The 26,875-nt window shown below is 63.1% G+C and carries 21 protein-coding genes and 1 tRNA gene; 21 read left to right on the top strand and 1 reads right to left on the bottom strand.

The features are described from left to right. Positions 1 to 30: 30 nt before the first annotated feature. The 13 genes from ARADN35_RS0104745 to ARADN35_RS25895 all read left to right on the top strand — a co-directional run bounded on the left by ARADN35_RS0104745 (position 31) and on the right by ARADN35_RS25895 (position 15,345). Complete coding sequence (locus ARADN35_RS0104745; protein ID WP_010459572.1) at positions 31 to 1,164, top strand: FAD-dependent monooxygenase; 1,134 nt, start codon at positions 31 to 33, stop codon at positions 1,162 to 1,164. Between the two features lie 53 nt (positions 1,165 to 1,217). Continuing rightward, positions 1,218 to 1,946 (top strand): DsbC family protein, encoded by a 729-nt coding sequence (locus ARADN35_RS0104750; protein ID WP_010459574.1) that lies wholly within the window; start codon positions 1,218 to 1,220, stop codon positions 1,944 to 1,946. 81 nt (positions 1,947 to 2,027) lie between these two features. Further along, on the top strand, positions 2,028 to 3,839 hold the full coding sequence (locus ARADN35_RS0104755; protein WP_010459576.1) for a M61 family metallopeptidase: 1,812 nt from the start codon (positions 2,028 to 2,030) through the stop codon (positions 3,837 to 3,839). Positions 3,840 to 3,953: 114 nt separating this feature from the next. After that, positions 3,954 to 4,733: an enoyl-CoA hydratase gene (locus tag ARADN35_RS0104760; protein ID WP_010459578.1), complete on the top strand. Its 780-nt coding sequence runs from the start codon at positions 3,954 to 3,956 to the stop codon at positions 4,731 to 4,733. Positions 4,734 to 4,758: 25 nt separating this feature from the next. Continuing rightward, a tRNA-Met gene (locus ARADN35_RS0104765) sits at positions 4,759 to 4,835 on the top strand. Between the two features lie 222 nt (positions 4,836 to 5,057). Continuing rightward, on the top strand, positions 5,058 to 5,462 hold the full coding sequence (locus ARADN35_RS0104770) for a hypothetical protein (RefSeq protein ID WP_085940302.1): 405 nt from the start codon (positions 5,058 to 5,060) through the stop codon (positions 5,460 to 5,462). A gap of 96 nt (positions 5,463 to 5,558) precedes the next feature. Beyond that, positions 5,559 to 6,902: a tRNA (N6-isopentenyl adenosine(37)-C2)-methylthiotransferase MiaB gene (gene miaB / locus ARADN35_RS0104775; RefSeq protein ID WP_010459582.1), complete on the top strand. Its 1,344-nt coding sequence runs from the start codon at positions 5,559 to 5,561 to the stop codon at positions 6,900 to 6,902. Positions 6,903 to 6,918: 16 nt separating this feature from the next. Next, positions 6,919 to 8,388, top strand: coding sequence for a sensor histidine kinase (locus tag ARADN35_RS0104780; RefSeq protein ID WP_010459584.1), 1,470 nt, complete (start codon positions 6,919 to 6,921; stop codon positions 8,386 to 8,388). A 55-nt stretch (positions 8,389 to 8,443) separates the two neighbouring features. After that, positions 8,444 to 9,070 carry a hypothetical protein gene (locus ARADN35_RS0104785; RefSeq protein WP_010459586.1) on the top strand — a complete coding sequence of 209 codons (627 nt, stop codon included), beginning with the start codon at positions 8,444 to 8,446 and terminating at the stop codon, positions 9,068 to 9,070. Between the two features lie 30 nt (positions 9,071 to 9,100). Continuing rightward, complete coding sequence (locus ARADN35_RS0104790) at positions 9,101 to 10,516, top strand: sigma 54-interacting transcriptional regulator (RefSeq protein ID WP_010459588.1); 1,416 nt, start codon at positions 9,101 to 9,103, stop codon at positions 10,514 to 10,516. Between the two features lie 238 nt (positions 10,517 to 10,754). Continuing rightward, a complete protein-coding gene (locus ARADN35_RS0104795) occupies positions 10,755 to 12,269 on the top strand; it encodes a glucan biosynthesis protein G (RefSeq protein ID WP_010459590.1) in 1,515 nt (504 codons plus the stop codon). Continuing rightward, positions 12,242 to 14,251, top strand: coding sequence for a glucans biosynthesis glucosyltransferase MdoH (mdoH, locus tag ARADN35_RS0104800; RefSeq protein ID WP_029413312.1), 2,010 nt, complete (start codon positions 12,242 to 12,244; stop codon positions 14,249 to 14,251). Before ARADN35_RS0104795 ends, mdoH begins: the two co-directional genes overlap by 28 nt. A gap of 440 nt (positions 14,252 to 14,691) precedes the next feature. Then, complete coding sequence (locus ARADN35_RS25895; protein ID WP_010459594.1) at positions 14,692 to 15,345, top strand: C13 family peptidase; 654 nt, start codon at positions 14,692 to 14,694, stop codon at positions 15,343 to 15,345. Positions 15,346 to 15,425: 80 nt separating this feature from the next. Here ARADN35_RS25895 and ffh read toward each other — a convergent pair whose 3' ends face one another. After that, the gene (ffh, locus tag ARADN35_RS0104810) at positions 15,426 to 16,805 is read right to left on the bottom strand and encodes a signal recognition particle protein (RefSeq protein WP_010459595.1); all 1,380 of its coding nucleotides are present in this window, start codon (positions 16,803 to 16,805) and stop codon (positions 15,426 to 15,428) included. Positions 16,806 to 16,874: 69 nt separating this feature from the next. Here ffh and ARADN35_RS0104815 point away from each other — a divergent pair, with 69 nt between their 5' ends. The 8 genes from ARADN35_RS0104815 to ARADN35_RS27190 form a co-directional block, all read left to right on the top strand. Continuing rightward, positions 16,875 to 17,672, top strand: coding sequence for a cytochrome C assembly family protein (locus ARADN35_RS0104815; protein WP_010459597.1), 798 nt, complete (start codon positions 16,875 to 16,877; stop codon positions 17,670 to 17,672). Beyond that, positions 17,669 to 17,896 carry a PP0621 family protein gene (locus tag ARADN35_RS0104820; protein WP_010459599.1) on the top strand — a complete coding sequence of 76 codons (228 nt, stop codon included), beginning with the start codon at positions 17,669 to 17,671 and terminating at the stop codon, positions 17,894 to 17,896. Before ARADN35_RS0104815 ends, ARADN35_RS0104820 begins: the two co-directional genes overlap by 4 nt. An 8-nt stretch (positions 17,897 to 17,904) precedes the next feature. Beyond that, positions 17,905 to 19,608 (top strand): ATP-binding protein, encoded by a 1,704-nt coding sequence (locus ARADN35_RS0104825; protein WP_010459601.1) that lies wholly within the window; start codon positions 17,905 to 17,907, stop codon positions 19,606 to 19,608. Between the two features lie 11 nt (positions 19,609 to 19,619). Continuing rightward, a complete protein-coding gene (locus ARADN35_RS0104830; protein ID WP_010459603.1) occupies positions 19,620 to 21,137 on the top strand; it encodes a sigma-54-dependent transcriptional regulator in 1,518 nt (505 codons plus the stop codon). Beyond that, positions 21,121 to 21,750, top strand: a complete 630-nt coding sequence (ampD, locus tag ARADN35_RS0104835) for a 1,6-anhydro-N-acetylmuramyl-L-alanine amidase AmpD (protein ID WP_029413315.1) — start codon at positions 21,121 to 21,123, stop codon at positions 21,748 to 21,750. The genes ARADN35_RS0104830 and ampD overlap by 17 nt, the downstream gene beginning before the upstream one ends. 368 nt (positions 21,751 to 22,118) lie before the next feature. Further along, complete coding sequence (locus ARADN35_RS0104840; RefSeq protein WP_010459607.1) at positions 22,119 to 25,061, top strand: ribonucleoside-diphosphate reductase subunit alpha; 2,943 nt, start codon at positions 22,119 to 22,121, stop codon at positions 25,059 to 25,061. Between the two features lie 135 nt (positions 25,062 to 25,196). After that, positions 25,197 to 26,393, top strand: coding sequence for a ribonucleotide-diphosphate reductase subunit beta (locus ARADN35_RS0104845; protein WP_010459609.1), 1,197 nt, complete (start codon positions 25,197 to 25,199; stop codon positions 26,391 to 26,393). Between the two features lie 193 nt (positions 26,394 to 26,586). Next, positions 26,587 to 26,875, top strand: a 289-nt coding sequence (locus ARADN35_RS27190; protein ID WP_208856813.1) for a hypothetical protein, incomplete at its 3' end; no start/stop codon positions are given.

Consider the following 26,875-nt stretch of genomic DNA (forward strand, 5'->3'; position numbering starts at 1 on the left):
GTGGCACAAGCCCCCTCCTACAATGCCGCCATGGCCCAAACCTTTGATATCTGTATTCGCGGCACCGGCATTGTGGGCAAGACTCTGGCGCTGCTACTGGCCCGCGAACGGCTGAAAGTGGCCTTGTTACCCGCCCCCGGCACCGGAGTCTCCGCAGCGGCCGATGTGCGGGCCTACGCGCTGAACACGGTCTCGCGCCACCTGCTCGAATCGCTTCGTAGCTGGCCCGATGCGGAGCACGCTACGGCGGTCAGGTCTATGCGGGTAAAGGGCGACCAGGATGGCGCCGTGCATTTTGATGCAGCCGCCCAGGGGGTTGAGGCCCTGGCCTGGATCGTGGACGTGCCCGCCCTGGAGGCACGCCTTGCCGAAGCCGTGCGCTACCAGCCACAGGTGGAAATGGTCGATTCTCCAGTGCCGGCGGCACTGACAGTGGTTTGCGAGGGCCGTGCCAGCCGTACGCGCGAAGAGTTTGGTGTGGATTTTCGGGTGACGCCGTATGGGCAGCACGCCATCGCCACCCGATTGCAATGCGAACGGGGCCATGAACAGGTGGCGCGACAATGGTTCTTGCCCGACGGCATCCTGGCTTTTTTGCCTTTGGGGGGTCCGCTGGGGAACTCCGTGGCGGTTGTATGGTCCGTCTTGCAGGAGCAGGTAGCGCCGCTGATGACATTGTCCCCCGAAGAATTCGCACAGAAGCTCCAGGTGGTCAGCCAGGAAACCTTGGGTACGCTGGCGCTGAGTGCGGACCGCGCAACCTGGCCCTTGCAGCTTGCAACGGCAGACCGTTGGTGTGGCACCGTGCCCACCAATGACAAGAGCCCGCGAAGCTGGGTGTTGGCTGGTGACGCAGCGCACAACGTGCATCCGCTCGCAGGCCAGGGGCTGAACCTGGGCTTGGCGGATGCCCAGACCCTCGCAGACATTCTGCACGGGCGCGACTATTGGCGCAGCGTGGCTGATCTGCGGCTGCTGCGGAGTTATGAGCGCAAGCGCAAGGCAGCCCTGTTGCCAATGGGATTGGCGACAGACGGCCTGCAGCAGCTTTTCTCTCGTCAGGAGGGGCCACTGCAAGCGCTGCGCAATTGGGGAATGAAGGGCTTTGAACTGAGCGGCCCCTTGAAGAACTTCGTGGCCCGCCAGGCCATGGGAAACTATTGACCAAACCGGTAGCCGCCATCGGCAGACCGCCAGATCGCTTGAACGAGAACACCATGAAACTGATTCCCACCTTGCTCGCAGCCGCTGCGCTGGCCTCAAGTCTCGCTGCCACCGCGCAGGAAGCGGACATCCGCAAGGCACTCGCCGAACGCATTCCCCAAATGGACAAGATCGACGAAGTGCGCTCCACGCCCATGAAGGGCCTCTACGAGGTACGCATCGGGACGGACCTGTTCTACACCGACGCCAAGGGCAACTACGTGATCCAGGGCGAATTGATCGATACGAAGGTGCGCAGGAATCTGACGGAAGACCGCATTGCCAAGCTCACGGCCGTCGAGTTTTCTGCCTTGCCAATCAAAGACGCCTTCACCATCGTGCGGGGAGACGGGAAACGCAAGGTGGCGGTGTTTGAAGACCCCAATTGCGGCTACTGCAAACGTTTTGAGCGCGACCTTCAGAACGTGGATAACGTCACGGTATATCTGTTCCTATACCCCATCCTCAGCCCAGACTCCGCCGAAAAGTCGCGCAATATCTGGTGCGCCAAGGACCAGGTGACGGCCTGGCAGGATCTCATGGTGCGGGACAAACCCGCGCCCGCAGCAAGCTGCGATACCAGCGCTCTGCAGCGCAACCTGGCGTTTGGCCGCAAGCACAAGATCACTGGGACACCTACACTGATTTTTGCCAACGGTGCCCGCGTGCCAGGCGCCATCGGTGCCAAAGAGGTGGAAAAACGCTTGGCCGAAGCCAGCAGCGAAACGCCCTCAGCCAACTGACACGCGTTTCGCATTCGCGCAGCCCCTTGCCCTCCTGGATTGCGCCACCCCTCCGCGAAGTCCGAACACCAGCAGCTGCCCATGCCCTCACCCCCCAAGCCGGAACCCGCCGCCATCCACTACCGTATTGAGCCGTGGGACCTGCACGCTCATCTATTTCGCATAGCACTGACGATCACCCATCCGAAGGCGCTGCAAGAGGTCTCGCTGCCAACCTGGATTCCAGGGAGCTATCTGGTGCGGGAGTTCTCCAAAAACCTGCAAGAACTGAAAGCCCGCCAGGGCAAGCAGGAGGTGAAGCTCACGCAACTGGACAAGCACCGGTGGCAAGCAGACTGCAGCGCGCACAAGCCACTGGTCCTGACATATGTCGTCTGCGCCTACGACACCTCGGTGCGCACAGCCTGGCTTGACGCATCGCGCGGTTTTTTCAATGGCACCAGTCTGTGCCTGCGCGTGCACGGGCAGGAGAAGCAACGCCACACGCTCGATATTGCAAGCACATCTGCCACAGCCGCCTGGTCGGCGGCCACCGGACTCTCTCCCCTCAAGATAGACAAGAAGGGTTTTGGCCTCTACGTGGCGACAAACTACGACGAGCTGGTCGATTGCCCGGTAGAGATGGGCCTGTTCTGGACCGGCCGTTTCACAGCCTGCGGTGTTCCGCACCGCTTTGTGGTGGCCGGAGCGGCTCCCTCTTTTGACGGCAAACGCCTGCTGGGAGACACCCAGAAGATCTGTGAGACCGCGATCCGCTTCTGGCATGGCGAGGGCAAGGCTCCTTTCAAGAGCTACCTGTTCATGCTCAACGCCGTGGGCGACGGCTACGGGGGGTTGGAGCACCGCAACTCCACCGCACTTATCTGCGGCCGGCGCGACCTGCCACGGATGGATGAGACCCGAACTGGCGATGGATACACCACCCTGTTGGGACTGATCAGCCATGAGTACTTCCACTCCTGGAACGTCAAGCGGCTGCGCCCCGCTGAGTTTGCCGAATACGACTACGCGCGGGAAAATTACACAGAACTGCTGTGGTTCTTCGAGGGCTTCACCAGCTACTACGACGACCTGCTGCTGCGCCGCGCCGGATTGATCGATGATGCGGTCTATCTGAAGCTCGTCACCAAGACCATCAACCAGGTACTGCAGACCCCGGGTCGGACCGTACAGACCGTGGCGCAGTCCAGCTTTGACGCTTGGGTCAAGTACTACCGCCAGGACGAAAACACCCCCAACGCGACGGTTAGTTACTACACCAAGGGCTCACTGGTGGCCCTGTGCCTGGACCTCGCCCTCCGCCGTGAGGGAAAGACGAACCTGGACGAGGTCATGCGCACGCTGTGGACGCAGTGCCAGGGTGGCCCGATGACCCAGGAAGATGTGCTTGCTGTGTTGAAAGAACTGTCTGGCCGATCTTTCGGTACGGAGCTGGCGCAGTGGGTGCACAGCACCACGGAACTCCCTCTGGTAGAGCTTCTGGAAGCCAACGGTGTGTCACTCAAGGCTGAGACACCCCAATGGGCGCAGCGGCTGGGACTGCGGGTGGGGGAAAACCACAGCATCCATATCAAGACCGTGCTACGAGGCGGCCCTGCCGAAAAGGCAGGCATGGCGCCAGGTGACGAGTGGCTAGGCATCGACGTGAACGGTCAGGGTTGGCGCATTAGCAAACTGGAAGACGTAGCGTTCTACGCTGGCACCGAGACATCGCTGACCGCTCTGGTGGCACGGGACGGGCGTCTGCTGCGCCTGCAACTCGATCTCCCAGCCCGCAGCCCGACCCCTCTGTCAAAGAAGGCCTCCCGCAGCACCACGCCGACCACGACGGTGCCAGACACGGTCAGCCTGTCGATTGCCAACGCCGCCGCCGTAGGGCGCTGGCTGAACTGAACAGGGGACATGCGTCTGGCGCGATACGGTGTTTTACCTACCAGCGCGCGGTTCGGGCCTGCTTGGGTATATTCGTCCGTGCAGTCATAACCACCTATAAACCCTGGAGATTTCATGTCCTACGAAACCATCGAGGTCCGCGTCGAAGCGGACAAGGTCGGCATCATCACGCTCAACCGGCCCAAGCAGCTCAATGCGCTGAATGACCAACTCATGAACGAGCTGGGCACGGCGCTGAAAGCTTTCGATGCGGACGAAAGAATTGGCTGCATTGTCGTCACTGGCAGCGAAAAGGCGTTTGCGGCGGGTGCTGACATTGGTGCCATGGCGAAATACAGCTTTGCCGACACCTACAAGGGGGACTACATCACCCGCAACTGGGAAGCCATCCGATCCATCCGCAAGCCCGTCATTGCCGCTGTCAGCGGCTTTGCCCTGGGGGGAGGCTGCGAGCTGGCCATGATGTGCGATTTCATCATCGCCGCTGAAAACGCCAAGTTTGGCCAGCCAGAAATCAAGCTGGGCGTGATCCCCGGCGCGGGCGGGACGCAGCGCCTGCCGCGTGCAGTGGGCAAATCCAAGGCGATGGACATGGCCTTGACAGGGCGCATGATGGACGCGGTGGAAGCCGAGCGCGCCGGTCTGGTCAGCCGCGTGGTACCCAATGACAAGCTCATGGACGAAGCGCTGGGTGCCGCCATCATCATTGCAGGCTTCTCACAAATCGCCGTGATGGCAGCCAAGGAATCGGTCAACCGTGCCTTTGAAGGCAGCCTGTCGGACGGCGTGATGTTCGAGCGCCGGCTCTTCCACGCCCTGTTCTCCACCCAGGACCAAAAGGAAGGTATGGACGCTTTCATGAACAAACGCGCCGCGAACTTCACACACCAATAATTTTTGTTCTATAATTTGGGGCTTCGGTCGTATAGCTCAGTTGGTTAGAGCGCAGCATTCATAATGCTGATGTCGGTGGTTCAAGTCCACCTACGACCACCAAATCAAACCCACAGTGCGGCAACCCACTGTGGGTTTTTCATTGGTGCCGTGCTGCTGGCGCATGTGCCGGGCATCACTGCATGCCCGCGCAGGCGTGCGTCACCGGCCTCGGATGGCCTGCGGGTTCAAGAGCCCCCTCAAACGGCAGGCACGCCCTAAAATTCTTCTTTCAGCCCCTGGATGTAAACCATGAATCGCTGCACAACCTCCCACGCCTCTCCCATGCGGAATCTCAGTCGGCACCTAGTCGCTGGGCTTGCCAGTGCTTTGCTGTATGCCGCGCTGCCTGCTGCTGCCCAGGTCCAGCCGGGGCTCGGAGGCATGCGCAACTTTCCCGATGCGGCTCTGCGCGGCACCTTGACCCTCAACACGGTGTCGGAGGCCACGCTCAATGGCCGCACCATCCGCATGGCGCCCGGCATGCGGCTGCTGAGCCCACAGAACACGCTGGTCATGGCCCACACTGTGCTAGGCCAGAGCTACAAGGTGAACTACGTCATCGAAACCAGCACAGGCATGCTGATCACCGCGTGGATCCTGACCCAGGGTGAAGCCGAACAACCCCGCAAGGGCAGTGACACGGTCGAGCGCAACTACCGCGCCGAATCCGACCCCATCAAGAAATAACACAGCGACTGCGCCCTACGCCACGGCGCAGTCGATTCAATGCTTGCGGTGCGCAGTGGCGCTCCGCCCTGCCCTTTTTCCGATAGCGAGCCCTCCATGGCCAAAAAAGTCTTTATCAAAACCTTCGGCTGCCAGATGAACGAGTATGACTCGGACAAGATGGCCGACGTGCTCAACGCCGCCCAGGGCTATGAGCCCACGCAAAATGTGGACGAAGCCGACCTCATTCTGTTCAACACCTGCTCGGTACGCGAGAAGGCGCAAGAGAAGGTATTCAGTGACCTGGGCCGCATCAAGCACCTGAAAGCGCGCGGTGTGAAAATCGGCGTGGGCGGCTGCGTTGCCAGCCAGGAAGGCGCCGAGATCATCAAGCGCGCGCCCTATGTGGACGTGGTGTTCGGCCCCCAGACCCTGCACCGCCTGCCTGAGCTGCTGAACCAGCGCGATCGCCTGGACAAGCCCCAGGTGGACATCAGCTTCCCCGAGATCGAGAAGTTCGACCACCTGCCACCGGCGCGGGTCGAAGGTGCGAGCGCCTTTGTCTCCATCATGGAAGGCTGCAGCAAATACTGCAGCTACTGTGTGGTGCCCTATACGCGCGGCGAAGAGGTGAGTCGCCCGTTCGACGATGTGCTCGTGGAGGTGGCGGGCCTGGCCGACCAGGGCGTCAAGGAGATCACGCTGCTGGGCCAGAACGTGAACGCCTACCTGGGCAAGATGGGCGGCACGGCAGAGATCGCCGACTTCGCGCTGCTGCTCGAATACGTGTCTGACATCCCAGGCATCGAACGCATCCGCTACACCACCAGCCACCCCAATGAATTCACGCCCCGGCTGATCGAGGCGTACGCCAAACTGCCCAAGCTTGCCAGCCACCTGCACCTGCCCGTGCAGCACGGCAGCGACCGCATCCTGATGGCCATGAAGCGCGGCTACACCGCCATGGAGTACAAGAGCACCGTGCGCAAGCTTCGCGCCATCCGCCCCGACCTGGCCATGAGCAGCGACTTCATCGTCGGCTTCCCGGGCGAGACGGAAGACGACTTCAACAAGATGATGAAGCTGATCGACGACATCCACTTCGACAACAGCTTCAGCTTCATCTTCAGCCCGCGCCCCGGCACGCCTGCCGCAGGCCTGCACGACGACACGCCACACGATGTAAAGCTGCGCCGCCTGCAGCACCTGCAGGGCGTGATCAACGCCAACATCAAGTCCATCAGCGAAAGCCGCGTGGGATCGGTGCAGCGCATCCTGGTGGAAGGCGCCTCCAAACGCGACGCCACCGAACTGATGGGGCGCACCGAATGCAACCGTGTGGTCAATTTTGTGGGCCAGCCCCGCCTGGTGGGCCAGATGGTGGATGTGACGATCACCGAAGCAAAGGCCTACACGCTGCGCGGAGAAGTGTGCATCAGCGAGGCGGCGCTCGCTGCCTGACGCGCACCCGACACCCGTGGCAAAACCTGCAGACAACCTGGCGCACGCAGATCTGCACAAGGCCGACGGCCCGCTGCGCGGCCTCTCGTTCCAACAGCTGCTGCTGCTGGCGTTTCTGCTGATAGCAGGATTGCTGGGGGTGAGTTCATTGCGCGCGCTCTACACGCTGGAACAGCTCATGGTTCAAAGCCGCCATGGTGCCGCCGAGGCCATCGCCCTCAGCACAGCCGCCCAGGCGCTGAACCAGCGCGGGCAAGCGCTGGAACGCGCGGCCCGCCAGTCCCTGGTGCTGCGGGATGCGCCGCTGCGCCGCAGCTTCAACGAAATGTCCGTGGAAGCGCAGGCCATTCTCGACCAGTTGCACCAGGGCGGCCTTCCCGAAGACCAGACCAGCCAATGGCGCGCGCATCTCGACGCCGTCAAGGCGCTGCTGGATGCCCCGCCGGGGCGGTCGCTGGAGAACGAGCAACTGGTCGCGGAAAAATTTGTCGCACTGGAGGCACTGCACACTGACATCGTGCAATCGGTCCAGGACATCAATACCCAACGCAACCGTGCACTGCAGGACCAGGTGGAGGCGAGCCGCAGCAACGTGACGCACCAGGTGGTGGGAGTGATCGTCCTGGCGCTGGTACTGGCCTTGGCGCTGGGCATCTGGCTCGCCCGTCCTTTCAAGCGACTGGAAGGCACGATCCGGCGGTTGGGCGAAAACCAGCTCGAAGCGCCCGTCGTGATCTCCGGCCCCGACGACGTGCGCCGCGTGGGGCAACAGCTGGAATGGCTGCGGCTCAGACTGCTGGAACTGGATTCCGACAAGGCCCGCTTCCTGCGCCATGTCTCACACGAACTGAAGACACCCTTGGCAGCGCTGCGCGAGGGTGTGGCACTTTTGCAGGACGGAGTGACCGGTGAACTCAATGCCGGTCAGCGCGAAGTGACACAGATCCTTCACCACAATACGCTGGTCTTGCAGGGGGAGATCGAAGCCTTGCTGCGCTTCAATGCAGCGGCCTTTGAGGCGCGCCAGCTGCAGCGGCGCGATACCGACCTGCTCGCGCTGCTGGAAGCCCAAGTGGAGGCCCAGCGCCTGCAGTGGCAAGCCCGGGGCCTGAGGTTACTCGTGGAGGGCTCCGCCGTCTCGTTGCAGATCGATGCCGACAAAATCGCCTCGGCGGTCAGCAACCTGCTGTCCAATGCCATTCGTTTCTCACCCAAGGGGGGAACGGTGCGGCTTGCTCTTTCCCGCCATGCGGAATGCGTGCGCGTGGATGTCTCGGACCAGGGACCCGGCGTGGCCAAAGCCGACCGCGACCGCGTGTTTGAGCCCTTTTACCGGGGCATACGCCAGCCCGACGACGCCGTGCGAGGCACCGGAATCGGGCTATCAATCGTCCAGGAGTACGTCGTCGCCCACGGCGGCAGCGTGCGGCTGGTGGAAGATGGCGTCCACTCCTTTTTTCGCATGGAACTACCGCATGCTGCCTAGCAGTCTTTCCGCCCACCCGCTCCACCCACGCCCTCTGAACCTTCCGGCGTGGGTCTTGTTGCTGGTGGCGGCACTCACGATGGCAGGCTGCAATGCAACCGCCCCCCAGGCAGTGGCCGCGCCTGCACAGCCCACGGCCACGGCCATTGCGCCCTCACCCTCCGTGGCGGCGGAATCTCCCAACGCCCGCCAGATCTCCGCCACGGAGGCCCCCCAGGATGCCGCCCCGGTGTTGCAGGTGCTGGCGCAAACGGACCGTACCCTGCGCATGGCCCCCGCAGAACTGGCCAAAGAGATTGCCCGTCTGGGCGAGGCGGAAGATGCATCGGTAGAGACCTCGCTTCTTCTGGCCACAGCGCTGGCGCAAACGCGCCAACCCGTCGATACGGCCCGCGCCCTGGGCCTGGTGCAGCGCGTGATGGGCAACACCGCGGCTGCGGCGCAAGTCCTGCACCCCTTGGCGCGACTGATGGAATCGCGGCTTCTGCAGCAACGCCGACTGGAAGACCAATTGGAGCGGCAAACCCAACAACTGCGCGAAGCGCAGCGCCGCAATGATCAACTCAATGAGCGGCTGGAGGCGGTGCGCGCTATCGAACGCAGCCTGACCACACGCCCTGCCCCGCTTCCCGCGGCACCGGCCTCTCTTCCGGGCAGCAGCCCCCAACGCCCAGCGCCCTGACCTTCTCCAGAAGGTGCGAAAGAACCCGCCATGGCAGCTACCTCCACCCCATCCCGCGCAACGCCACGCGCCCGTGTCCTCGTGGTGGACGACGATGCCGACATGCTGCGACTGCTGTCGCTGCGCCTGCAGGCCGCAGGATATGACGTGGTCGCCGTGGGCTCGGCCGAGGCGGCGCTGGCCCAGCTGGACATGGCGCGCCCGCAGCTCGTGCTGAGCGATGTGCGCCTGCCTGGGCGCGATGGCCTCGCGCTGTTCGACGAAGTGCGTGCGCGGCACCCTTCGCTGCCGGTCATCCTGCTCACTGCGCACGGCACCATTCCCGATGCCGTGGAAGCCACGTCACGCGGGGTGTTCACCTACCTGACCAAACCCTACGACGGCAAAGAACTGCTGGAAAAAATTGCCCAGGCCTTGGCCCTCAGCGCCCCTGCGGTCACGCACGCCCATGCCAACGAAGCCTGGCGCGCCGAGATCGTGAGCCGCTCCAACCGCATGACCGACCTGCTGGCCGAGGCCTACATGGTGGCCCAGTCGGACGCCAGCGTGCTGCTGCTGGGCGATAGCGGCTCGGGCAAAGAGCTGCTGGCCCAGGCCATCCACCGCGCCAGTCCGCGGGCACGCCACCCCTTTGTGGCCGTCAACTGCGGCGCCATCCCCGAAGCCCTGCTCGAATCCGAACTGTTTGGCCACGTCAAAGGTGCCTTTACCGATGCGGTCAGCAACCACAAGGGGCTGTTCCAGGCTGCGGAAGGCGGCACCTTGCTGCTGGACGAGATTGGAGACATGCCGCCCGCCCTGCAGGTCAAGCTGCTGCGGGTGCTGCAAGAGCGTGCGGTACGCCCCGTGGGGGCCAGCCAGTCGATTCCCATCGACGTGCGCATCATCTCAGCCACACACCGCGATCTGGAGGCCGCCATGGCCACGACCCAGTTCCGCGAAGACCTGTACTACCGGCTCAATGTGGTCACACTGGCGCTGCCCACCCTCGCAGACCGTCGCGAGGACATCGCGTTGCTGGCCAACCACTTTCTCGACAAGCTGGTGCGCAAGTACGACAAGCGCCTGTCGGGCTTCGCGCCCGAGGCGCTCAAGGCCCTGACCCTCGCCGCTTGGCCCGGCAATGTGCGCCAGCTCTACAACGTCGTCGAACAGGTGTGCGCCCTGTCCACCACGCCACTGGTGCCCCTGACGCTGGTACAGCGCGCATTGCGCACGCCGTCCACCCAGGTACTGAGCTTTGCCGAGGCCCGCCAGCGCTTTGAGCGCGAGTACCTGGTGGGTCTGCTCAAGATGACGGATGGCAATGTGGCCGACGCCGCGCGCCTGGCACAGCGCAACCGCACGGAGTTCTACAGGCTGCTGCAAAAACATGCACTGACCCCCGGGCACTTCAAGAACGACGCAGCAGACAATGAAGACGTCGCTGATGAGCGACACGACTAAGCCTTTGATTTTCCTCAGTTTTTCTCAAGCGCTTCGCCTCGCTGTCGCCACATGGCGACAGAAACTCCGGATTTACACGCCGATCCACGGGCCGCACAACTGCTTACATGCAGTTAGTCACCTAAACCGTTGATTTAGAACATCTTTTTCAAGCTGGCACAGGGTTTGCCCTAGTTCCAGCATGCAAGCTGTTTTTTCTCACCGTTTACGCTTCACCGGTCGACTCCCTCAGGCCGCAATGGCGCTGGCCACCGCTCTGTTGGCAGGCGCAGCACAGGCACAGAGCTTCGATTTCGACAGCGTCACCCGCATGGCCCGGGAACGGGCGGAGAAGCCGTATCGCACATCCAGCGACAAGCTCCCCGCCGACCTCGCCAAACTCAACTACGACCAGGTGCGCGACATCCGCTGGCGCCCCGACCGTGCCCTGTGGCGCGCCGAAAAGTTGCCGTTCGAGGCCATGTTCTTCCACCTGGGTCTGTACCAGAAGGAGCCGGTGCTGATCAATGAAGTGACGCCCCAAGGCGCGCGCCACATCGGCTACAGCCGTGCGGACTTCGACTACGGCAAGAACCAAGTGCGGCCCGAGGCCTGGGGCGACCTGGGCTTTGCGGGCTTTCGCCTGCACAACCACCTCAACTCCAGCGCCTACAAGGATGAACTGGTGGTCTTCCAGGGCGCCAGCTACTTCCGCGCACTGGGCAAGGGCCAGCAATACGGCCTGTCTGCGCGCGGACTGGCCATCGACACCGTGGGTGGCAGTGGCGAAGAGTTCCCACGCTTCACCGAGTTCTGGCTGGTGCGGCCCGATCCCTTGTCCACGCAAGTCACGGTTTATGCGCTGCTGGATTCGCCGCGCGCCACTGGCGCCTACCGCTTCGACATCCAGCCGGGCACGCAGACCACCGCTACCGTGCGCAGCCGCATCTTTGTGCGGCCCGGCGCCGGCAACAAGCCCATCGCCACGCTGGGCATTGCGCCGTTGACCAGCATGTTCTTCTTCGGCGAGAACCAGCCCCGCAAGGACGACTTCCGGCCCGAGGTACACGACTCCGACGGCCTGATGATCGCCACCGGCGAGGGCGAGTGGCTGTGGCGCCCGCTGCAGAACCCCAAGCAGACCCTGGTCACGTCGTTCGCCACAAAGAACCCCAAGGGTTTTGGCCTGATGCAGCGTGACCGCCAATGGGCGAACTATGAGGACGTGGAAGCCCGGTATGAGCGCCGCCCCAGCGCCTGGGTGCGCCCCCTGCACGACTGGGGCGCAGGCCGCGTGGAACTGGTGCAGCTCAACACCCCCGATGAGACGCACGACAACATCGTGGCGTATTGGGTGCCTGCCCAGATGCCCGCATCCGGCCAGCCCCTGGAATTTGCCTATGAGCTGAGCTGGCAAGGCGATGGGCAGCAGCGGCCGCCCGGCGCCTGGGCCACGCAATCGCGACGCGGCATGGGCTACACCAAAGAGACCGCTGCCGCCCTGCGCCAGCAGGCGCAGTTTGTCGTCGACTTCGACGGCCCCGCACTCAAGGCCCTGCCGGCCGAAGCTGTCGTCAAGGCGGTGGTGAGCACCGACGCCAACGGCAAGGTGCTGGAAAACATCGTCTACCGCAATCCCGCCACCGACCAGTGGCGCATGACTGTTCGCGTACAGCGCCAAAAAGCCGATCGTCCGATCGAGCTGCGCGCTTTTCTTCAACACGACAACAACGCTGTGAGTGAAACATGGACGCACATCATTCTTCCCGAGTAAGCCCCACGGTGCACCACCACCCCCAGCGCAGTGCACTGCGCGAGGAACGGCACCCGAATGCCGTCACCGCACCGCCGGTCCACCGAGGCTCCATGGCGCCCGTCCCCTGGCGCGGCTTCTGGAACAGCGTGGGCACAGCCCTGCTTCTCAAGCTGACCGGTCGCGCCAAGGTCAGCCATCCCACATCACCCGAAAACCGGCCAACCCAGGCATGGGAAGGCGCCGCGCAGCGCCGCCGTTGGACCTTTGCCGTGCTGACCGTGCTGACCACGGCCCTGGCAAGTTTTCTGTTTGCGGGGGTGCAACCCGAGTATGAGAACCCCTGGTTGGGCTACGGCCAGATCGCACTGTTCGCGCTGCTGTCTGCCTGGGTGGTCACAGGCTTCCTCACGGGGCTGATGGGCTTTTGGGTGATGCTACGCGGCGACAAACATGCGCTGTCCGTACGCAGCGTTGTGGAGCATGCGCTGGCGCCTGACGCGCGCACGGCCATCATCATGCCAATCTGCAACGAGGACGTGGCCACGGTGTTTGCAGGGCTGCGGGCAACGTGCGAGTCGGTGGCATCCACCGGCCACGGGGCCACCTTCGACGTGTATGTGCTGTCCGACAGCTATGACCCCGCCATCGCCCGGGCCGAGCGCGCCGCATGGGAAGAACTGCGCAGCGCCCTGGCACAGCACAGCCAGCAACCGCAAGTGCAGGTGTACTACCGACTGCGCGCCCGCCGCACACACCGCAAGGCTGGCAACGTGGCGGACTTCTGCCGCCGCTGGGGCAAGGACTACCGCTACATGGTGGTGCTGGACGCCGACAGCGTGATGAGCGGTGACTGCATCGTCTCGATGGCCAAGCTCATGGAAGCCAACCCCACGGCTGGCATCATCCAGACCGCGACGCAGGCCATTGGCCACGTCACGCTGCACGCCCGCGCGCAGCAATTCGCATCGCGTGTCACGGGCCGCCTGTTCACGTTGGGCATGCAGTACTGGCAGCTGGGCGAATCCCACTATTGGGGCCACAACGCCATCATCCGCGTGGCTCCCTTCATGGAGCACTGTGCACTGGCCCCCATCAAGGGTAAAGGCGGCCTGGCGGGCGGCATCATGTCGCACGACTTTGTCGAAGCTGCGCTGATGCGCCGCGCCGGCTACCACGTGTGGCTGGTATCGGACCTGATCGGCAGCTATGAACAGCAGCCCCCCGACCTGCTGGCCGAACTGCAGCGCGACCGCCGCTGGTGCCAGGGCAATCTGCAGAACGCACGCCTGATGGCCGAACCTGGCATCCACGCCGTGCACCGCTCGATGTTCATCACAGGGGCCATGGCCTACCTGTCGGCACCGTTGTGGCTGGCCTTCCTCACGCTGGGCACGGCCCTGTGGCTTTCGGGCGCCAAGCTCGTGGCCGACTGGCACATTCTGCCGGCCGAACTGCTCTCGCTGTGGGCATGGACGCTGTGTATGCTGTTCCTGCCCCGCATCCTGGGCGTGGCCGCCGTGTTCATGCGCCGCGAGCAAAAGGAGTACGGCGGCACCGTCAGCCTGCTCAAGAGCGCTGCGCTGGAGAGCGTGTTGGCCATCCTGCAGGCCCCTATCCGCATGTTGGCGCATTCGCTGTTTGTACTGATTGCACTCACAGGCCTGAAGCTGGAATGGAAGTCGCCCCCGCGCGAAGCCCACGCCGTGCCGTGGCGCCATGCCGCACGCCAGCTGGCTCCGATGAGCCTGGTGATTGGTCTTCTGGCCGTGGGCGTGGCATTGATCGACAGCAGCGCCTTGTTGTGGCTCATGCCCGTCGGACTGCCGCTGGCCTTGGCGATTCCGCTGGCTGTATTGACGAGCCAGATCGCTCTGGGCAAGGCCATGCGCGCGCAACGCCTTCTGCTCATCCCCGAGGAATCCTGGTCGCCCCCCGTGCTGCGCCGTGCATGGTTGCACGCAAGCCGACTGGCACGACCAGCGCCGCTGGCAACGCTGTGAAAGTGTGAGAAATTTCACACAAACCACAAGCCGGTGCATGCACCGGCTTTTTTGATATCGCTACCATATCAATAGCAATAAAATGTTTACCATCAAGCGCTAGGACCTAAAAATAGCATAAACATGGAGCATCAATACGCTCTGAACCTCGGTCTTGCGCCCGTTACGATGCGTATCCTTTCCACCCAGCCCCTATACCTAAAACCGCTTATTGCGGTTTTAGGCAGTGCGCGGCCCCGCTATCAATGCCCTCGTCTCTGTTTTCACCTGTCGCCCACTGGCGGCTGTTCCGCGCAAGCACACTCACCCTGGCTGTAGCACTCACAGGCTGCGCCATGCCCCCCGCGCAAGCGCCTGTCACAGCATCTGCCCCGGTCGCCGCACCAGCACCTCCTCCTCCCCCCGAGCCCCCAGGGCGCGTCATTTTTGCGGGATTTGCGATGCATTCGCAGTCCAAAGCCTTCCGCAACGACGTGCTGCTTGCCGAAAAGCTGGTCAAAGCCATCGATCCAAACGCGCTGATGCTCAAGCTGGCCAATCCAGCACGCGACCAGCCCACCGATTGGCCACAGGCCACCCCAGAGAATTTTTCGCTGGTGATGTCAAAAATGGCTGAAGTGGCGCGCCCGCAAGACCGCGTTTTGCTGCTCATATCGACCCACAGCAACCCCGGCCTGCTAAATATCAGCGTGGGCGGCAAACACGTACCGCCCATCACCACCAAAGCCCTCAGCGATGCGCTGGCGCCGCTGAACAAGGTGCCCACGCTGGTGGTGCTTTCCGCCTGCTACAGCGGTGCGTTCGTCGAGCCCCTGAAGGCTCCGAACCGGGTGGTGCTCGCGGCCACGGACGTGGGCCGCACCACCTTCAATTGCCAATACAACGGCAACAACACGCCATTTGCCGAAGCGCTGTTTAGCCAGTCAGGTGCAGAAAACCGTTCGATGGCCGATTGGATGGGAGAAGCGCAAAAGGCAATCGCAGCACAGGAAAAGCGCCGCAAGGTCTCACCGTCCCAGCCACGCCTCTTTGTCGGAGACAAGGCCAAGGCCTGGGCAGACCAGCCCCTCAAGAACTGGCTGCAAGAGCCGTAGGCACGGCCGCTTCCAAGCATGCAAAAACCCTGAAGAAGCAGCGCCTCTTCAGGGTTTTTTCATGCCAGTGCCCGCGGTGCTCAGAAAGGCATCTTGGGCATGCCGCCCCCGCCCATGCCCTTCATGCCGCCCATCTTCTTCATCATCTTCATCAGGCCGCCGCCCTTCATCTTTTTCATCATGCCCTGCATCTGCTCAAACTCCTTGAGCAGGCGGTTGACTTCCTGCACATGCACGCCCGCGCCACCCGCGATGCGCTTCTTGCGTGTGGCCTTGATGAGGTCGGGCTTGCGGCGCTCCAGCGGCGTCATGCTCTGGATGATGCCTTCCTTGCGCTTGATGTCCTTCTCGGCCTTGTCCATGTCCACGGCACCGGCCTTGGCGGTGAGGTGCGACGGCAGCTTGTCCATCAGACTGGAAAGCCCACCCATCTGTTTCATCTGCTGAATCTGGGAGAGGAAGTCGTTCAGATCGAATCCGTCACCGCTCTTGACCTTGGCCGCCAGCTTTTGCGCCGCCTCCATGTCCACACCGGCGGTGACCTGCTCCACCAGCGCCACGATGTCGCCCATGCCCAGAATGCGGCCCGCGTGGCGCTCGGCATCGAACACTTCCAGGCCATCGAGCTTTTCGGACACCCCGGCGAACTTGATGGGGGCCCCCGTGATCTGTCGCACCGAAAGCGCGGCACCACCACGCGAATCGCCATCGAGCTTGGTCAACACGATCCCGGTGAGCGGCAACGCCTCCTTGAAGGCCTTCGCGGTGTTGATCGCATCCTGCCCCTGCATGGCATCGACCACGAACAGCGTTTCCACCGGGTTCAGCGCTGCGTGCAGGTCTTTGATTTCCTTCATCAGGACTTCGTCGATAGCCAAGCGACCAGCGGTGTCGACCAGCAGCACGTCGAAGTAATGCTTCTTGGCATAGTCGAGCGCGGCCAGGCCGATATCGAGCGGCTTCTGGTCAGGCGTGCTCGGGAACCACTCCGCACCGGCCTGTTTGGTGACCGTCTTGAGCTGCTCGATGGCCGCAGGGCGGTACACGTCGCCCGAGACGGTGAGCACCTTCTTCTTGCGCTTTTCGATCAAATGCTTGGCCAGCTTGGCCGTGGTGGTGGTCTTGCCCGCGCCCTGCAGGCCGGCCATCAGGATCACGGCCGGTGGCTGGGCGGCCAGATTGATATCGGCCACCCCTTCACCCATGGTGGCGGCGAGTTCCCGGTTGACGATACTGACCAGTGTCTGCCCAGGCTTGAGTGAACCCAACACTTCCTGACCCAGGGCCTTGTCCTTGACCCGGGCAATGAAGTCGCGCACCACCGGCAAGGCTACGTCGGCCTCCAGCAGCGCCATGCGCACTTCGCGCAGCATGTCCTGCACGTTGGATTCGGTGATGCGGGCCTGGCCACGCATCTCCTTGACGAGGCGTGTGAGTTTGTCGGTAAGGGCGGAGGCCATAGGGAAGATGTCCGGTATTGCCTGCGCGTCAGGGTGCTGGCGGTGGGGCGAAAGGCTAAACTGCGATCCATGATTTTACCCAGTGCTTCCCCCGCCAGCTGGCTGCTGGCCCTGGCCGCTGCCGTGGCATACGCCGTGCCCGCCGCCGCGCCCTCACGGCTGGGGGCCACAGCGGCACGCAATGCGCTGCTGGTGGCCTGGGTACTGCACGGCGCGGTACTGGTATGGGGCTTGTGGGGCGACGCCCCCCGATTTGGTTTTGCGCCCGCCTTGTCGATGACCGCCTGGCTGGTGTTGACGGTGTATGCGGTGGAGCGACAGCTCTTTCCGCAGATGCAGTCGCGCTGGGTTCTGGCGGCACTGGGCGCCGTGGCCATCGTGCTGGCAGTGCTCTTTCCCGGCCAGCCGCTGCACGTGGCGGCTTCCGCCTGGCTGCCGCTGCACCTGGCATTGGGCATTGCCTGTTACGGTTTGTTTGCCGCCGCCGTGGTGCATGCCTGGCTCATGACACGCGCAGAGCAGCGCATCCGCCAGGCCGAAGACCCCCACAGCGGCATCCCCTTGCTCACACTGGAGCGCCTGACCTTCCGCTTTGTGACGGCAGGCTTCATCCTGCTGACCGCCACCCTGCTGGCGGGCTGGCTGTTTGGCGACACGCTGTACGGCAGGGCTTGGCGATGGGACCACAAGGCTGTGTTCTCGCTGCTGTCCTGGCTCACGTTTGCAACCCTGCTTGTGGGACGAGCCCGCTTCGGATGGCGGGGCCGCAACGCGGTGCGCGTGCTTTATGCAGGCGCGGCACTGCTTTTGCTGGCCTATGTGGGCTCCCGCTTTGTCATGGAAGTCGTTCTGGGCCGCAGCGTATGAAATACCTGGTCTTGCTGGTGGTCCTGGCCGTCGCCATCGGTATCTGGCGCAGCCGCCGCGTGCCGGATGCAACCCCTTCCAAACCGCCTGCGCCACCACTGGCGCTCCCCCAGAACATGCTGGCCTGCGCCCACTGCGGCATCCACATTCCGCAGGCCGAAGCCTTGATGGTCGGCAGCAACGCCTACTGCTGCGCAGAACACCGGCACCTGGGCCCCGCCTGAATCCGACCATGCGCACGCTGCCCCCTGGCTCCTTGACATCCGTCATCGATGCGCCGTTTGTGCGCCTGTGGCGCGGCTTTCTGACGGGCCGTGTCATGGTGGCGCTGGCCCTGTTGGTGCTGCAAGGGGCTGGGCAGGTTATCAACCAAGCCACCGAGCCGGCCGTGCTGGCGGTGTGCGCGGCCTATCTGGTGGCCGCCATCATGCTGCGTGTGCTGGCCAGGCACAGTCCACCCTCGCCCGGGGTCGGCCCCCAATGGCTGCCATCCATCGGGTTGGACCTTGCCGCAATTACCGCGCTGCAACTGCTGAATGCAGGCACCATGAACTACACCCCCCTGTTCGGCCTGCCCATTCTGATGGCGGCCGTGCTCGGGACGCTGACCCTGGCACTTGGCACCACGGCGGGCGTCACGCTGCTGCTGCTGGGCTGGGCCTGGTGGCTGGGTTCGGGCACCGCAGGCGACGACGCACCACGCTACTTGCAAAGCGCGCTGACCGGAACAGGTTATTTCATCGTGAGCTACCTGGTTCACCAGCTCGCGACACGCCTGGCGCGCGAGCAGGAGGTGGCGCAGCAGAGCCAGGTCACCGCCCGGGTGCAGACACAGGTCAGTGCACTCGTCATCCAGAACCTGACCGACGGGGTACTGGTGGTGGACGAAAGTGATGTCGTGCGCATCGCAAACCCCGCAGGACTCCAGTTGCTTGGTGGGGCGTCCCTGCCCGAACTGCCATTCATCCTGGCATCCGAAGCCCCCTGGAATCCGCTCGTTATCCTGGCGCGGCGCACCTTCCGCCAGGAGCAGTCCCAGACCGCGGACGTGGATCTGCTGCATCCGGGGCAAAGTCCCACCGGACTGCATGTACGCACCTGGTTGACTTCGACGCGCGAGGCCGCGCGCCAGACACAGACCGAGCGGCTGTGCGTGATGTTCCTGCACGACCTGCGCGAGATGGAAGCCCGCCTGCGCACGGAAAAACTCGCCGCCATGGGTCGCATGTCGGCCGCTGTGGCGCATGAAATCCGCAACCCGCTGGCCGCGATCGTGCAGGCCAACGCCTTGCTCGAAGAAGATCTGCACGACCCGGCACAAAAGCGCCTGGCCCACATGGTGCAGCAGAATGCCGACCGCCTTGCGCGCATTGCCGAGGAAGTGCTGGACATTGCCCGTGTGCAGCACCAGATCAGCCACGCGCCAGCGTCCACGTTGCCGCTGGACGAAACGGTATCGCAGGTATGGAATGACTGGCAGGCACAGGACCCCGTGCAGCGCCGGGCGGTGGTGATGCTGGAAGCTGGCAATACGCAGGTGGAATTCGACACCGAACACCTGCGCCGCGTGCTCGTGAACCTGCTGGACAATGCACTGCGCTACGTGGGCCAGGAGCCGGACTCCCTCACGGTGACCACCCGCACCTTGCCCTCTGGCCAGACCAGCCTGCAAGTCTGGAGCGACGGTGCTCCCATGGACAAATCCGTAGAGCGCCATCTGTTCGAACCATTTTTTTCGTCCGAAAGCCGCTCCAGCGGTCTCGGCCTTTATATTTGCCGCGAGCTGTGCCAGCGCCATGGGGCGTCCATCAGCTATCAGCGGCTTACCCGCACCACCCTGCGGGGCGAGGTGGGAGGCAACGCCTTCACCATCGGCTTTCGCCGCACCACACGCCCTGCCGAAGCCGCCACGCTGTTTGACACCATCGTGGTCTGAAACGCCTTGCCATGAACGCCCCTACTGCTTCCATCCTCGTCGTGGACGACGAACCCGACCTGCGCACCTTGTACGAGCTGACCTTGCTGCGCGAAGGCTACCGTGTGGAAACCGCATCCAGCGTCCAGGAGGCTCGCGATCAGCTCAAAGCCCAACGTTTCGATGCCGTCATCACCGACATGCGCCTGCCCGACGGCTTCGGCATGGAACTGCTGCAGGACCTGCGCGACCAGCAGCGCCGTGAGCGCTGCGTGGTCATGACGGCATATGGGTCGGCCGAGAACGCCGTGGAAGCCCTGCGCTCCGGTGCGTTTGACTACCTGACCAAGCCCGTGGACCTGAAGCAGTTCCGTTCGGTGGTCGCATCGGCCGTGCAGGGTACGGGGGGCGTCCCTGCGCCCCGGGCAACACGTACGGGGGGCGTACAAGGTCGGCAGGGCACTTTCAGCGCAGATCCCTTAGCAGCGGGCTCCGCGCTGGACCGGATGGTGGGGGCCTCTGAGGCCATCCGCAACGTCAAGCAGCGGGTGGCCAAGGTGGCGCGCGGCATGGCGCCCGTGCTGATTCATGGTGAATCTGGCACGGGCAAGGAATTGGTGGCGCAGGCGCTGCATGCCAGCAGCCAGCGTGCAGACGGGCCGCTGGTGGCCGTGAACTGTGGCGCCATCCCCGAGAACCTGCTGGAGGCGGAATTTTTTGGGGCCCGAAAAGGCTCCTACACCGGCGCCAACCAGGACCGGGATGGCTACTTTCAGGCCGCCCGTGGCGGCACACTTTTTCTGGACGAAATCGGTGACCTACCCCTGGCCATGCAGTCCAAATTGCTGCGCGCCATCCAGGAACGCAGCGTGCGACCGCTGGGCTCCACCCAGGAAGAGACGGTGGATGTGCGCATCGTCAGTGCCACGCACCGCGACCTGGCCGCAGACGTGCAATCGGGCCGCTTCCGGCAGGATCTCTACTACCGGCTCAATGTGATCGAGATAGTGATCCCCCCGTTGCGCGAACGGCGCGAAGATCTGCCTGTGCTGTGCTCCGCGCTGCTGGCGCGCATTGCCCAGGAGTCCGGCATGCCGGTGCCCTCCCTCACGGAGCACGCGCTCCAGGCCATTGCGGCGCACCCCCTGACCGGCAACGTCCGGGAACTGGAAAACCTGCTGCACCGGGCCGTGGCGCTCAGTGACGGGGACGAACTGAATGTGGATTGGCCCTCTGGCACCCCAGACCCGCTGAAGGCGCGCCCGATTACAGCGCCCGCCCTTCACAACCACGCCGAGGCGCAGGTCCCCTACTCACCGCCAGCGCCCGCCACCAATGTGGGCGGCTCGGTAGCTCTGCCCAATGACCTTCAGGCCTGGCTGGACCAGCAGGAGCGGGACATACTGATCCGCGCCCTGCGCGAGGCGGGCTTCAACCGGACAGCAACTGCAGCCCGGCTGGGCATCAGCCTGCGCCAAATACGCTACCGCATCGCCCGGCTGAACATCGCCGTTCCCAATGACCAGGACCCGCATGACGAAATCGGCTGAAGCGGAGCCAGACGGACTCCCGCCTTGGGATGGGGGGTGGCACCGCGCAGCCACAAGACTGGAATCCCCCAACCACGGCTTGCGTCCCACCGCAGCAGCGTCCTTCATCGACCTGATCGTGGTGCACTCCATCAGCTTGCCGCCAGGCGAATACGGAGGGAACGCAGTACAACAGCTGTTCACCAACACGCTGGACTGGGACGCGCATCCGTACTACCAAAGCATCCGAGGCTTGGCGGTGTCGTCGCATTTCTTCATTGACCGCGCTGGCGCCCTTTGGCAGTTTGTGGACTGCGACCGCCGGGCTTGGCACGCTGGCCAGTCGGCCTATCGCGGGCGCGGCCAGTGCAATGACGATTCGATCGGCATTGAACTGGAGGGCCTTGAGGGGCTGGCGTTCGAGTCCGCGCAGTACCAGACACTGGCCATGCTCTGCCGGGACATCGAGCAGCGCTACCCCATCGAACACATCGCCGGGCATGAACACATCGCACCCGGACGCAAGCAGGACCCGGGGCCGGGGTTCGACTGGGTGCGGGTGCAAAAAGCACTGCACTGGCCACTGCTGCGCTTTCCACTGCCCACCCGGCCCGCCATACAAGCCGCCAGCTGAATGCATGGTGGCAGCGCCACGTCAAGCGACTTTTTTCTTTGTGCAACTGCACATAAGTGCATACCCAGACACCGTGCGGCTTCGGGGAGAAAACCCGCTCGAAACGCTTGTTTTTGCGCGGGTTTCTTTCTACTTTTTCGCAGTGGCAAGGGATTCCAGCGGGGTCATCCCAAGGGCTTCTGGCAGCGCTGACATGCTGTTTCGCTTTTCCCGATGGTTTAGGGCAGTACACTACCGGTAGTGTCTTGAATGCATATGACACACCATATATAGTGTGCGCCAGACAGTAGTCCGCCGCATCAATCGCACGCTGCGACGGCATCCAGGCCGCGCACCACACCCCAGACAGCCCACAGAAGAGGACCCCCATGCAAGCTGCTTTGAACACGCCTTCCACGCCCCAAGCGATCTCTGCCGAGACCTCGGCCTCCCAGCCCGCACAAACTGCGGCTGGCAACTCGCTGGCGCACTATCAGATCATTCGCCGCAATGGAGCGGTCGTGCCGTTCGAGCCACAGAAAATTGCAGTGGCAATGATGAAGGCCTTCCTGGCAGTGCATGGCACACAAGGCGCAGCGTCCGCCAGCGTGCGCGAGGTCGTGGACACCCTGACCCACAACGTCACCCGGGCCCTGGTGCGCTCGCGCCCCGGCGGCGGCACCTTCCATATTGAAGACGTACAGGACCAGGTGGAACTGGGCCTGATGCGTGGCGGCCACCATGAAATCGCCCGCGCCTATGTGCTGTACCGCGAGCGCCGCACCCAGGAGCGCGCTCGCCAGACCGAGCAGCAAGCTCCGGTGGTGTCTACCCCGCTGCTGCAGGTCATCGACGGTGGCGAGCGCATCGCGCTCGACCCCAGGCGGTTGCAAGCATTGATTGAGTCTGCCTGCGTGAACCTGGGCGCCGACGTGAAGGCCGACCCTATCGTGGCCGAGACCATGCGCAACCTGTACGACGGCGTCCCCATGGACGAGGTCTACAAGGCGTCCATCCTGGCGGCACGTACGCTCATCGAAAAAGACCCCGACTACACCTACGCCACCGCCCGCCTGCTGCTGCACACCATCGTGCGTGAAGTACTGGGCCGCGAAGTCACTCAGGATGCAATGGGCCAAGCGTACATCGAGTACTTCCCTCAGTTCATCAAGAAGGGGGTGGACAACGAACTGCTGGACCCGCGCCTGCTGACGTTCGACCTGGCCCGCCTGGGCGCCGCCCTCAAGGCCGACCGCGACCTGCAGTTCGACTACCTGGGCCTGCAGACCCTGTACGACCGCTACTTCCTGCACGTGCGCAAGACCCGCATCGAGCTGCCCCAGTGCTTCTTCATGCGCGTGGCCATGGGCCTGTCGCTCAACGAAGCCGACCGTGAAGCCCGTGCCATCGAGTTCTACGAGATCCTCTCGAGCTTCGACTTCATGTCCAGCACGCCCACGCTGTTCAACAGCGGCACGCTGCGCTCGCAGCTGTCCTCGTGCTACCTGACCACCGTGCCCGACCACCTCGAAGGCATCTACGACTCCATCAAGGAGAACGCGCTGCTGTCCAAGTTTGCCGGCGGCCTGGGCAACGACTGGACCCGCGTGCGGGCCCTGGGCTCGCACATCAAGGGCACGAACGGCGAATCGCAGGGCGTGGTTCCCTTCCTCAAAGTGGTGAATGACACGGCCGTGGCCGTGAACCAGGGCGGCAAGCGCAAAGGCGCCGTCTGCACCTACCTGGAAACCTGGCACCTGGATATCGAGGAGTTCCTGGAGCTGCGCAAGAACACCGGCGATGACCGCCGCCGCACGCACGACATGAACACCGCCAACTGGATCCCCGACCTGTTCATGCGCCGGGTGATGGAAAAGGGCACATGGACCCTGTTCTCGCCCTCCGACGTGCCCGACCTACACGACCTGTTCGGCACCGCGTTCGAGAAGGCCTACGTGGCCTACGAACAGAAGGCTGCGCGCGGCGAGATCAAGCCCTCCAAGACGGTGCAAGCCACCGACATGTGGCGCAAGATGCTGACCATGCTGTTCGAGACCGGCCATCCCTGGATCACTTTCAAGGATGCCTGCAACGTGCGCTCGCCCCAGCAGCATGCCGGCGTGGTGCATTCGTCGAATCTGTGCACCGAGATCACGCTGAACACCAGCGACACTGAAACCGCCGTGTGCAACCTGGGCTCGGTGAATCTGCTGCAGCATATTAAAGACGGCCAACTCGACCACGACAAGCTCAAGAAGACCATCACCGTTGCCATGCGCATGCTGGACAACGTGATCGACATCAACTACTACGCAGTCACGAAAGCCCGTGACTCCAACCTGCGTCACCGCCCGGTAGGTCTGGGTGTGATGGCATTCCAGGACAGTCTGTACGAGTTGCGCATTCCCTACGCCTCGCAGGCGGCCGTGGAGTTCGCCGACAAGTCGATGGAAGCCATCTGCTACTACGCCTACTGGGCCTCGACCGAGCTGGCCAAGGAACGCGGCCAGTATTCCAGCTACAAGGGCTCACTGTGGGACCAGGGCATCCTGCCCCTCGATACGCTGGACATGCTGGCCACGGCACGCGGCGGCTACGTGGAAGTGGACCGCTCTGCCACGCTCGACTGGGATGCCCTGCGCAAGAAGATCGCCCAGGACGGCATGCGCAACTCCAACTGCGTCGCCATCGCCCCCACGGCCACCATCTCCAACATCATCGGCGTGGACGCCTCGATCGAGCCTTCGTTCGGCAACCTGTCGGTCAAGTCCAACCTGTCGGGTGAGTTCACCGTGATCAACGGCGGCCTGGTACGCGACCTCAAGCGCCTGGGCCTGTGGGACGACGTGATGATCATGGACCTCAAGCACTTCAAGGGATCTTTGCACCCCATCGACCGCGTGCCCCAGGATATCAAGGCCCTGTACTCGACGGCCTTTGAAGTCGAAGCCCAGTGGCTGGTCGAAGCGGCATCGCGTCGCCAGAAGTGGATCGATCAGGCACAGAGCCTGAATATCTATATGGCAGGCGCATCGGGCAAGAAGCTCGACGACACCTACAAACTGGCGTGGATCCGTGGCCTCAAGACCACGTATTACCTGCGCACACAGAGCGCCACGCACGTCGAAATGAGCACCGTGAACACGCGCCAACTCAACGCGGTTTCGTCAGGCAACGACAGCGGCGCATCGTCCGCTTCGGCGCCCGCTCAAGCCCAGCCCGGCGCGCTGGAGGCGGCGGCCGCTACAGCCGCCCATCAAGCAGCAGCTGTGCCTGCTACCGACGTTAAGTTCTGCGCCATCGACGATCCCGGTTGCGAAGCCTGCCAATAAGGACTTCGTGCGCGACGCCTCGGACTCTCTTGAGGTGTCGCGCGTGTGCTGTGAAGCAACAAATCGTTGCTGCACAACGCTTCAGTGCTTTTCTTTTTGCAGCACTGCTTTCATAATCCGAACACTGGAAAATCTATGTTGTCCTGGGACGAAGAAGTCAAGCCCTCATCGCAAAATCAACTGGACGGTGGACTGAACAAGAGCCACTCGGTGGGACAGCCGCCCCTGTCTTTCCAGACCCCTTCCTCGCAGGCCGTGCACGCATCGATGACGGCCTCCGCAGCACCGCAAGCAGCGCCCGCCGCAGCCACGCAACGCCGTGTGAACGCTGCCGACAAGCGCATCATCAACGGCCAGACCGACGTCAATCAACTGGTCCCGTTCAAGTACAAGTGGGCGTGGGAAAAGTACCTCGCCACCTGCGCCAACCACTGGATGCCACAAGAGGTGAACATGACGCGCGACATCGCGTTGTGGAAGGACCCGAACGGCCTGACCGAAGACGAGCGCCGCATCATCAAGCGCAACCTCGGCTTCTTCGTGACCGCCGACTCGCTGGCCGCCAACAACATCGTGCTGGGCACCTACCGCCACATCACGGCACCCGAGTGCCGCCAGTTCCTGCTGCGCCAGGCGTTCGAGGAAGCAATCCACACACACGCCTACCAGTACATCGTGGAGTCACTCGGTCTGGACGAAGGCGAGATCTTCAACGCCTACCTGGAAGTGCCCTCGATCCGCGACAAGGACCAGTTCCTGATCCCCTTCATCGAAGCGATCATGGACCCCAACTTCCACACCGGCACCTTCGAGACCGACCAGACGCTGCTCAAGTCGCTGATCGTGTTTGCCTGCCTGATGGAAGGCCTGTTCTTCTACGTGGGCTTCACACAGATCCTTGCGCTGGGTCGACAGAACAAGATGACCGGCGCTGCAGAGCAGTACCAATACATCCTGCGTGACGAGTCGATGCATTGCAACTTTGGCATCGACCTGATCAACCAGCTCAAGCTGGAGAATCCACACCTTTGGACGGCCGAGTTCAAGGCCGAGATCAACGCGTTATTCATGAAAGCCGTGGAGCTCGAGTACCGCTACGCCGAGGACACCATGCCGCGTGGCGTGCTGGGCATGAACGCATCGATGTTCAAGGGCTACCTGCGCTACATCGCCAACCGCCGCGCCACGCAGATTGGACTCGAGACGCTGTTCCCCAACGAGGAGAACCCGTTCCCGTGGATGAGCGAAATGATCGACTTGAAGAAAGAACGCAATTTCTTCGAAACCCGAGTGATTGAATACCAGTCCGGTGGTGCGCTGTCCTGGGACTAGCGCCTCTTTTATTTGCAGGCATCACACCACCATGGATATCTACACCACGCCCACCACAGACAGCGCCTCAGAGCGCCGCCGTGTGGGGCGTTTCCGTGTTCATGGGGATGGAGTTTTTCTCCATCTCCATGGATCGCTTTCTGTCCACTGCAGACAGGAAGTGCTCTTTGCAAATTGACCCAAGGAGAACATGATGGCAACTGCGAAAAAACCAGCCGCTAAGAAGGCTGCACCAGCGAAAAAAGCTGCACCTGCAAAACCAGTAGCAGCGAAGAAGGCTGCACCTGCCAAGAAGGCAGCAGCACCGGCAAAGAAGGCCGCTCCCGCCAAGAAGGCAGTAGCAGCGAAGAAGGCCGCGCCTGCCAAGAAGGCAGCAGCACCGGCAAAGAAGGCCGCTCCCGCCAAGAAGGCAGTAGCAGCGAAGAAGGCCGCACCTGCCAAGAAGGCAGCAGCACCGGCAAAGAAGGCCGCTCCCGCCAAGA

Origin of the sequence: Acidovorax radicis N35 (assembly GCF_000204195.1) — a bacterium.
GTDB lineage: Bacteria > Pseudomonadota > Gammaproteobacteria > Burkholderiales > Burkholderiaceae_C > Acidovorax > Acidovorax radicis.

Coding starts and splice junctions, on each gene's coding strand:
- ARADN35_RS0104760 (WP_010459578.1), top strand. CDS start 3,954: ATGTCCTACGAAACCATCGAGGTCCGCGTCGAAGCGGACAAGGTCGGC.
- ARADN35_RS0104845 (WP_010459609.1), top strand. CDS start 25,197: ATGTTGTCCTGGGACGAAGAAGTCAAGCCCTCATCGCAAAATCAACTG.
- ARADN35_RS25895 (WP_010459594.1), top strand. CDS start 14,692: ATGCATTCGCAGTCCAAAGCCTTCCGCAACGACGTGCTGCTTGCCGAA.
- ARADN35_RS0104815 (WP_010459597.1), top strand. CDS start 16,875: ATGATTTTACCCAGTGCTTCCCCCGCCAGCTGGCTGCTGGCCCTGGCC.
- ampD (WP_029413315.1), top strand. CDS start 21,121: ATGACGAAATCGGCTGAAGCGGAGCCAGACGGACTCCCGCCTTGGGAT.
- ffh (WP_010459595.1), bottom strand. CDS start 16,805: ATGGCCTCCGCCCTTACCGACAAACTCACACGCCTCGTCAAGGAGATG.
- ARADN35_RS0104770 (WP_085940302.1), top strand. CDS start 5,058: ATGCGGAATCTCAGTCGGCACCTAGTCGCTGGGCTTGCCAGTGCTTTG.
- mdoH (WP_029413312.1), top strand. CDS start 12,242: ATGGACGCACATCATTCTTCCCGAGTAAGCCCCACGGTGCACCACCAC.
- ARADN35_RS0104825 (WP_010459601.1), top strand. CDS start 17,905: ATGCGCACGCTGCCCCCTGGCTCCTTGACATCCGTCATCGATGCGCCG.
- ARADN35_RS0104790 (WP_010459588.1), top strand. CDS start 9,101: ATGGCAGCTACCTCCACCCCATCCCGCGCAACGCCACGCGCCCGTGTC.
- ARADN35_RS0104795 (WP_010459590.1), top strand. CDS start 10,755: ATGGCGCTGGCCACCGCTCTGTTGGCAGGCGCAGCACAGGCACAGAGC.
- ARADN35_RS0104840 (WP_010459607.1), top strand. CDS start 22,119: ATGCAAGCTGCTTTGAACACGCCTTCCACGCCCCAAGCGATCTCTGCC.
- miaB (WP_010459582.1), top strand. CDS start 5,559: ATGGCCAAAAAAGTCTTTATCAAAACCTTCGGCTGCCAGATGAACGAG.
- ARADN35_RS0104745 (WP_010459572.1), top strand. CDS start 31: ATGGCCCAAACCTTTGATATCTGTATTCGCGGCACCGGCATTGTGGGC.
- ARADN35_RS0104750 (WP_010459574.1), top strand. CDS start 1,218: ATGAAACTGATTCCCACCTTGCTCGCAGCCGCTGCGCTGGCCTCAAGT.
- ARADN35_RS0104830 (WP_010459603.1), top strand. CDS start 19,620: ATGAACGCCCCTACTGCTTCCATCCTCGTCGTGGACGACGAACCCGAC.
- ARADN35_RS0104755 (WP_010459576.1), top strand. CDS start 2,028: ATGCCCTCACCCCCCAAGCCGGAACCCGCCGCCATCCACTACCGTATT.
- ARADN35_RS0104820 (WP_010459599.1), top strand. CDS start 17,669: ATGAAATACCTGGTCTTGCTGGTGGTCCTGGCCGTCGCCATCGGTATC.